6 protein-coding genes and 1 pseudogene are annotated in these 7,590 nt (G+C 50.7%); 3 read left to right on the top strand and 4 right to left on the bottom strand.

Translation table 11 applies throughout. The features are described 5' to 3' along the window. Positions 1–100: 100 nt before the first annotated feature. Positions 101–404, bottom strand: a pseudogene (locus GOB82_RS12720) (transposase); the annotation flags it as partial. A gap of 504 nt (positions 405–908) precedes the next feature. Between GOB82_RS12720 and GOB82_RS12715 the strand changes: the two are divergent. Next, positions 909–2,399: a hypothetical protein gene (locus tag GOB82_RS12715; protein WP_198911978.1), complete on the top strand. Its 1,491-nt coding sequence runs from the start codon at positions 909–911 to the stop codon at positions 2,397–2,399. 110 nt (positions 2,400–2,509) lie between these two features. Here the strand turns inward: GOB82_RS12715 and GOB82_RS12710 are convergent, their stop codons facing one another. From GOB82_RS12710 to GOB82_RS12700, 3 genes are all read right to left on the bottom strand, one after another. Continuing rightward, positions 2,510–3,442 (bottom strand): sigma-70 family RNA polymerase sigma factor, encoded by a 933-nt coding sequence (locus GOB82_RS12710; protein WP_166123653.1) that lies wholly within the window; start codon positions 3,440–3,442, stop codon positions 2,510–2,512. 2 nt (positions 3,443–3,444) lie between these two features. Next, positions 3,445–3,900 (bottom strand): carboxymuconolactone decarboxylase family protein, encoded by a 456-nt coding sequence (locus GOB82_RS12705; protein WP_166123651.1) that lies wholly within the window; start codon positions 3,898–3,900, stop codon positions 3,445–3,447. 588 nt (positions 3,901–4,488) lie between these two features. After that, the gene (locus tag GOB82_RS12700; protein ID WP_166123649.1) at positions 4,489–5,259 is read right to left on the bottom strand and encodes an MlaA family lipoprotein; all 771 of its coding nucleotides are present in this window, start codon (positions 5,257–5,259) and stop codon (positions 4,489–4,491) included. Positions 5,260–5,440: 181 nt separating this feature from the next. Here GOB82_RS12700 and GOB82_RS12695 point away from each other — a divergent pair, with 181 nt between their 5' ends. Then, positions 5,441–6,157 (top strand): response regulator, encoded by a 717-nt coding sequence (locus GOB82_RS12695; protein ID WP_194300488.1) that lies wholly within the window; start codon positions 5,441–5,443, stop codon positions 6,155–6,157. Next, a complete protein-coding gene (locus GOB82_RS12690; protein ID WP_166123647.1) occupies positions 6,154–7,509 on the top strand; it encodes an ATP-binding protein in 1,356 nt (451 codons plus the stop codon). The genes GOB82_RS12695 and GOB82_RS12690 overlap by 4 nt, the downstream gene beginning before the upstream one ends. Positions 7,510–7,590: the final 81 nt, after the last annotated feature.

Raw genomic sequence — 7,590 nt, 5'->3', positions numbered from 1 at the left:
AGCCATACCGCCGCATCTGTTGCTCCCCCCCCCCCTGAAAACCGGGAAAACAATCAGCACAGGCAGCCAGAAAGTACAACTCTCAGGGCCTAACTGACGACACGCCGTAGGTCACAGCATTTAGCCGCAAACCGGGTCTCACGAGTTTTTTGCCAGCAGGTCCTTCAGTGTCGAGGCGTCCATCACGCTCTCCGGCAGGAGCGGCTTCAGCTTCGCGTTCTCTTCTTCAAGAGCCTTGAGCTGCCGCGCTTCCGACACCTCTATCCCGCCTTATTCCGACAGCCAAGTGTAGAGTGTCGCATCGCTGACCCGTGCTTGCGGCACAAATCGGTCGCCGTCGTGCCCGCCTAATGCTCCTTCAGGAGCCCAATGATCTGATCCTGTGTGAAGCGTGCTTTTTTCATCGTTTGTTTTTAGTGGACAAGACCTTACCTCAAATCGAGGGCATTTCAGGGGGACTGGGTCAGGATTTTTGTGGTCAATCCAACTTCGGGGTCGTTCGATAGTCTGATCTGTGTCCTTTTTTACGGACGTCCGCGCTGTGTTGGTGTGCCCGGACGATCGTGCTGTCGATCGTCACGTATGCATTGTCATGTTTCACAAAATAGGAATGAAATTAAGAAAACACCAAAACTTTATAGGAAAGTCATAGAGGAAAGAGGGAAACGCCGGGATTCACGCCTTCGAGCCCTTGCAGGGTGATCCGGACTGACTTAGCTGCAAGAGATGCTCAGACGGTTTATTGCCGCAAGAAACAGCCTTATGGGCAGGAAACTATCGTTTTAACGAGCACATCGTGGTGATGAGTCATACTCGATTAAAAGAATTGAGGTTTTTGAAAGCATCAAGGGAAACAATTTCCATCACGTGATGCATCCCGCGATCTGCAGATGTTACTCAGAGGGCACATGACTGAAAAAGACATACATTTCGTAATTCCGACGTATCGGTTACGTGATGTCGGAGAAACGGTCGAAGCGTATGACGAGAACTTTCGAAAAAGTGGGCATTCTGTGCCGATTACTGTATTCGATGATTCATATAAAACAAGCTACGAAAAATATTATCAGAAGCTTGAGCAGGTTAAAACCACGAATGATCTTTTCTATGTTGGTCCTCAGGAAAAAGAAGAATTTATAAAATACTTATGTAAAAGACTAAGAAATCAGAAACTGGATTCTGTTGTGCGGAATCTTTTTCGTCCAAGTTATGGCGGGAACAGAAATTTCACGCTCATGTACACGCTTGGAGGGCTGATGGTCAGCACCGACGATGATATGAGGCCTTATGGTCTGATTGAGGACAGTCCAGAGGCGCTTGATGATGACGAAATATCACGGGGAAAACTGATACCGCTCGGTCAGAATGGGTACACAAAAAAATCATTCGATATTATGCAGGCTTTCATGGATGTTCTTGGTCGGCCGGCGGGTGATGTGCCGAATAATTACAGTCTCGGTGAATTGCTTAATGATACCTCTATGGACCTCGAAACAAATACATCTATCGGATTTCATCGCGAAAATTCGCTGCTTCTAAAAGAGGGTAAAGTCGGGCGACAAAGTATTATCAAAATAGCCCAGACATTTCGGACAGGAACAAATGATATTGATGCGGCCGATTTTATATCGATGTTTCTTGAAGATGACAGCCGAAGTGATATTGAGACCCTGAACGATCACTATATTTTGGTCAACTTTCGTCCTTGTATTACAACATTGAACTGGCGCATGGATTGTGGTGTGGCAGGGTACGATAATACAACAGGACTTCCGCCATTTTTTCCTACCCGCTTGCGATTTGAAGATTATATTTATCGTCTTTGGATACAAAATTCATCTTTCTCCGCTGCGCATGTAGATTCTGTTCAGACGCATATCAAAAACAATTATATGCGCGAACCTATGGCCTCGGAATTGCTGAACGAAAGCATTTGTACGCTTCTCAAACGCAAGATACGATCATCATTGCGAAAAATAGATGATTGGGGAATAATATTTGATTATGATGGGAGTATTACATTTGACGACAGTGAGGAAATTCTGAATTCAGCACAGGAGCTCCATTCGCGCATTCTGGCATCTGTTGATCGAGCGCGATCAGATGACCGTAAACGAGGCTTGCAAGCTTTTGCGCAGAGTATTGAGAGGACTTTCTATGATTTTGAACCGGATTTCTTCCGGCAAAATGTCAGTCGTATTATTGATGATGAAATTGGCCTGATCCGCTCCTCGCTGGAGCTTTGGCCGACGCTTCTGGAAATCGTTTATTTTCGTAAAAAATGTCATGATTTGCCGATCCGGCGAGTCCGGCCATGCACTTCCGTATCAGTGCCGCGTAAGGTGGCCGATATTTCGAAATCAGCAGCGAAGCGTTCCGAGAGAGCCGTGCAGGTGTGAAGCATGCAGTGCCTGAAGCCGGTTCAGGCGGCACGATCTCTTTCCCACAGCCTGAAGCGCACAGGCCTATAGTTCCTGCGTCCCTTCATCTGACATATAGCTGCTTTTTCTCACGATATGACTGATAGACCCGCTTTTTTGTGTTTGTTTCTGAAGGCGTCTATCTGGTATTGAACTCCGTGTAGCTTGTCGGGATTACGGACAATGTAAATTACGGTGATCCGGTCATTGCGTATTTCAAGTGAGGTGGTTTGCAGAAGCCCGTCAGCTTCGAGAGTGACAAAACCCGGAAGAGTGTTGATGTGCCCTACATGAAGCAGAGGTGATGCGGCTGTGCGCTTACGGGCGAGCCCGGCAAAGAAACGACTTACTTTTTCCGTGCCTGAGATCAGATTTCGTGCGGCAGGTCGCAGGCCACCGCCATCGGTGTGCAGCACGACATCTTCTGCCAGGAGCCCTCGCAATGCGCTTTCATCTCCGTCACGAGAGGCCGTTAAAAATGCGTGTGAAATTTCCTCCAGTTTAATGTCCGTGCTCACCTGACGGGGAGTGTCTGTTGTCAGGTGAGCACGGGCGCGGGTGGCGAGCTTCCGACACGCCATTTCCGTGCGGCCGAGAAGGTTGGCCAATTCGGCAAAGGGTGTCTCGAACAGATCGTGAAGGATGAATACGGCCCGTTCCGCAGGCGTGAGCCGCTGGAGAGTCAGGAGGAAAGCAACAGAGAGATCCTGCGCCCGTTCACATGAGGCTTCCTGCGGCAATACGCTCTCCACCAGCAAGGGTTCGGGCAACCATGGTCCAACGTAATGCTCACGTCGGTGTTGGGCCGATTTAAGATGATCAAGGCTGAGACGCATCGCGGTTTTGAGCAGCCATGACCGAGGGGCGTCGACTTTCAGTCGATCTGTGGCGTGCCATCGCAGAAACACATCCTGAGCGATGTCTTCTGCCGTTGCGAGGGAGCCCGTCATCCGGTAACCAAGCCCGATTAATTCGTTCCGGCATTCCGCGAAATGTTTTACCGGATCGTGAGCGTCAGTCATGATCAGGCCGCGGGCACGGCCCGCGCCGGTACGGAGCGGAAACCGATAGCCAATCGGTTCCATGCATTAATGGTTGTGATGACAAGAGAAAGTTTCACGATTTCTTCGTCCTCGAAGTGTGGCCGCAAGTCGTCATAATCAGTGTCAGGAGCATGGGTTACTGCAACCATAGTCAGGGCTTCGGCCCATGCCAGAGCGGCGCGCTCCCGTGGTGTATAGCAGGCCGCCTCTCGCCAGGCACCTAAGAGAAACAGCCGCTCCAGCGTTTCGCCGGCCTTCATTGCGTCCCGGGTATGCATATCAAGGCAGAAAGCGCAGCCGTTGATCAGGGAAACCCGTATTTTCACGAGTTCAATAAGTGAATGCTCAAGTCCCGAGGAAGCAACGGCCTGTTCCAGAGCAAGCATAGGGTGCAGTAATTTGGGCGCTATAGAGAAGTAGTCAAGTCTCGGTGTCATGTCAGAGTCCTTATCCGTTGTCGGATAAGAGACGAGACAGCATGGCCGAATGTGACATCAGACGTGAAAAAAATATGCACATGCTTATTTTCCGCATGTGTTGCGCCGACCCTGATCAGTCCTCCGCCCGCAGGGAGGCTGGTTGTTCTGATTGTGCATGGGTGGGCGCGATACACCGGTTGCAACTGGAGCGCACGGGATGAGTAGGTGGCGCATGTGTCCGGGTTTGATACGGACAACAATAATGGGGGTGTCATACGGGGTACTCTATGCAGTCGGTCTCCGCGATAGATGCTGGAGGGATATTTACGATGCCTGTTGATTGTAGTGTCCGTCCGGCCATGTCGACGGCAGGAACCTTATTGCGAAATACGTCAGAGAGAGTTTTGATATGACGCGCACGATAAAATGACACGTCATATCATAAGCGGTAGGTGAGGAATTTCTGGAGTGTAGAAATATAAAAATATTGGATAAATAAAAAATTTAGTACTAATGAAAAATATTCTGAATGCTATCTGGTATAGGATGGGTGATACCGGTATGGAATAAGAAAGGGAAAGTTAAAATCCTTTTAAGAAACGCCTACTATCTCATGGAGACAAAGGTCTGATGCGTAGGAATAGAGAGGTCGGTAATTTTTACCTTCCCTTGTATGCCGTCCTGTATGAACGCGGCACGGTGTTGCGCCGTCATTGAGCGGAGGCTTGCATATTCGTCGAGAGAATTTTTTTCAACGTCATCTGTTACGGCGAGGGTGTTGGCTCTTCCATCCACAATACTCAGACCAGATGAAACTCCCCGGACAACGGAGACCAGGCCCGCACTGACGAAGGTTGTCGGATTCAATACTATTCCTGCGAGGTTTCCGGTCGTATCACGCACGTTGGAAAAGCCCATGAGAGGTAATTGAACATCCGGCCCGGGGCCGACACCCCAGACACCAAGTGTCTGACCGAAGTCGGCATCGTGGTAAGGCATTCCCCATTTTTGGGCAAAATCGAAGATCCCGAGGACGCCCACTGTCGAGTTTATGGCAAACCGTTCAAGAGTGTTCCATGAGCGGCTGAAGTTGCCCTGCAGGACATCATTGACGAGTATTTTCGGTTCATTGAGGTTGGCGGAAAAATTATGAATGCCATGTTTGACGCTGCTCGGCACATTGGCGGCATAGGTCCGTGCTACCGGTTGTAGCACATGATGGTCAACGAAGAGATTTCCACCGAATACGGTACGATTTGCTGGTGCGACCGGATCATTCGCGGCAAGGTCGCTGTGATTATGCGCACACCCTGCGGCGAAGAGTGCGGGCATGAAGAACGAAATATACTTGGCGAGTTTGATGAAGGGGATATGCATGACGAATCTGTTCCTTATGGAGTGTGTTTGCGCCAGTGCGTCGTATCCATGGAACTTTACAGGGTCACATCCGGGTTTTGATGTCAGGTTCTTTTCAGAAAATCCACTCTGTATAAAAAACAGGCGCAAAACTGAAGCAGTTTGACATCATTCTGGGACACCATCCTGCTAAAGGGAGCGCATGACGAACATGACCCACCTTCTGATTGTAGACGATGACGAGGAAATTCTGTCGCTTCTGACCCGATTCTTCAAAACCTACGGGCATGAGGTCGGCGTTGCGAACAGCGGGCGTGACATGTTTGCCCTCTTGGAGACGGCACCGATCAATCTGGTTATCCTCGATCTGATGATGCCCGGGGAGAACGGTCTCGAACTGTGTGCGGAAGTGCGCCGGAAATCACAGGTGCCTATCATCATGCTGACGGCGGTTGATTCTCCGACCGACAGAATTGTCGGGCTGGAGCTTGGAGCCGACGACTACATTACCAAGCCGTTCGATCAGCGTGAGTTGTTGGCCCGGGTAAAGGCTGTCATGCGCCGCATGGAGCCGCTCCGGCAGCCAGCATCTCAGACGCGGCCGCTGCTGCTGTTTGGCTTCTGGCGTCTGGACATTGCACGCCGAGAGTTACGGACAACCGGAAATATTCTGGTTCCTTTGTCTGGGCGGGAGTTTGATCTTTTGCTGGCGTTTGCCGAGCGCCCGCAGGAGGTCATGAGTCGTGATCAACTTCTCGATCTAGCCCATGGGGAACGTCACGATGCGTTTGACCGTTCCATCGACACACAGGTCAGCCGGTTGCGTCGCAAGCTTGAACCGGATGCGAAAGATCCAACAATTATAAAAACCGTTCGAAGCGGTGGGTATATCTTCACTCTGGATGTACGATCGGGATGAAAACCCTGTTCATACGCGATACAATCGCAAAACGTCTGGCCCTGACTGTCTTGCTCTCAGTTTCGGCTGCAGCGTGCCTGTATATATTTTTCATCAGCACCGCTGGGGTTTGGGGTAGGCCTGGCCTGCGTGAGACAGGGCTGGAAGGGCAGGCGGCTACGATGGTACGGATCTATTCAGCTATTCCGCGTGACTTGCGCTCCAGAATTGCCGAAGAGGCGGCAAACGATACGTTCAGTATGGAGTGGTATCCGGAACTCCCCGTATTTCCCATGGAAGATGCGTCGTCTTCCGTTCAATCGGCGATGCGTCGTCTGCTCAATGATCCTGAGCGTAAAGTTGTGCTGTATGAGAAACACGCTTTCGCACACACCATGCCACGCGACAGGATTTTTGGGACGGATGTTTATGGGATGGCCGTAACTTTGTCCGACGGGTCCTGGCTGGTCTTCAAGCTGCCGGAACGGCAATGGGGTATGGGGCCCTGGATGCGCTATGCTCTGATAGGTTGTTTTGTTCTCTTTTCAACAAGTGCAGTTTCATGGTTGGCGGCCAGAAGTCTCGTGCGTCCATTTGAGGCATTCACCATCGCGGCTCGCCGTTTCGGGACAGACCCTAACGCACCGCCGATGGTTGAACTGGGACCAAGAGAGCTTCAGGCGGCGATAGCATCGTTCAACGCGATGCAGACTCAAATCCGCCGATTTATAACGGATCGGACAAATATGCTTGCCGCGATATCGCATGATCTTCGTACTCCGTTGACACGGGTAAGGCTGAGAGGAGAATTCATCGATGACCTTGACCAGCGTCAACGCCTCTTTCGTGATGTTGATGAGATGCAGACAATGATCGATTCAGCGCTTGCGTTCTTTCGCAATGAGACATTGGCCGAGCAGTCTACGACCTTTGTCCTTACGGAACTTCTGCGAGTGATTGTGGATGATCTTGTCGATCAAGGCCGTGATGCCAAACTCAATGAGACGGAGCCCGTTGTCTATACAGGCCGCCCGGTTGCCCTCAAGAGAGCATTTGGAAATATTATCGAGAATGCCTGTGCCTATGGAGAAAAGGCGGTGATCTCCATAAAGGAAACCGACCATGGAGTCCTGGTTTCCGTACGAGACCAGGGGGCTGGTATTCCCGAAGATCAGATCGAGAAGGTCTTTTCACCCTTTTATCGTATTGAACTTTCGCGAAACCGTAAAACAGGTGGTGTCGGGTTGGGACTGACATCCGCCCGCGCCATTATCCACGCTCATGGAGGCGAAATCAAACTCCTCAATCATGAGCAGGGCGGCTTACAGGCTCTTATTGTTCTTCCCTACGGCGTGTCGTCAGTTAGGCCCTGAGAGTTGTACTTTCTGGCTGCCTGTGCTGATTGTTTTCCCGGTTTTCAGGGGGGGGGGAGCAACAGATGCGGCGGTATGGCT

The organism is Acetobacter farinalis (assembly GCF_011516935.1).
GTDB lineage: Bacteria > Pseudomonadota > Alphaproteobacteria > Acetobacterales > Acetobacteraceae > Acetobacter > Acetobacter farinalis.
The sequence above is the reverse complement of the archived record's forward strand: the minus strand, read 5'-3'. Positions and strand labels throughout refer to the sequence as shown.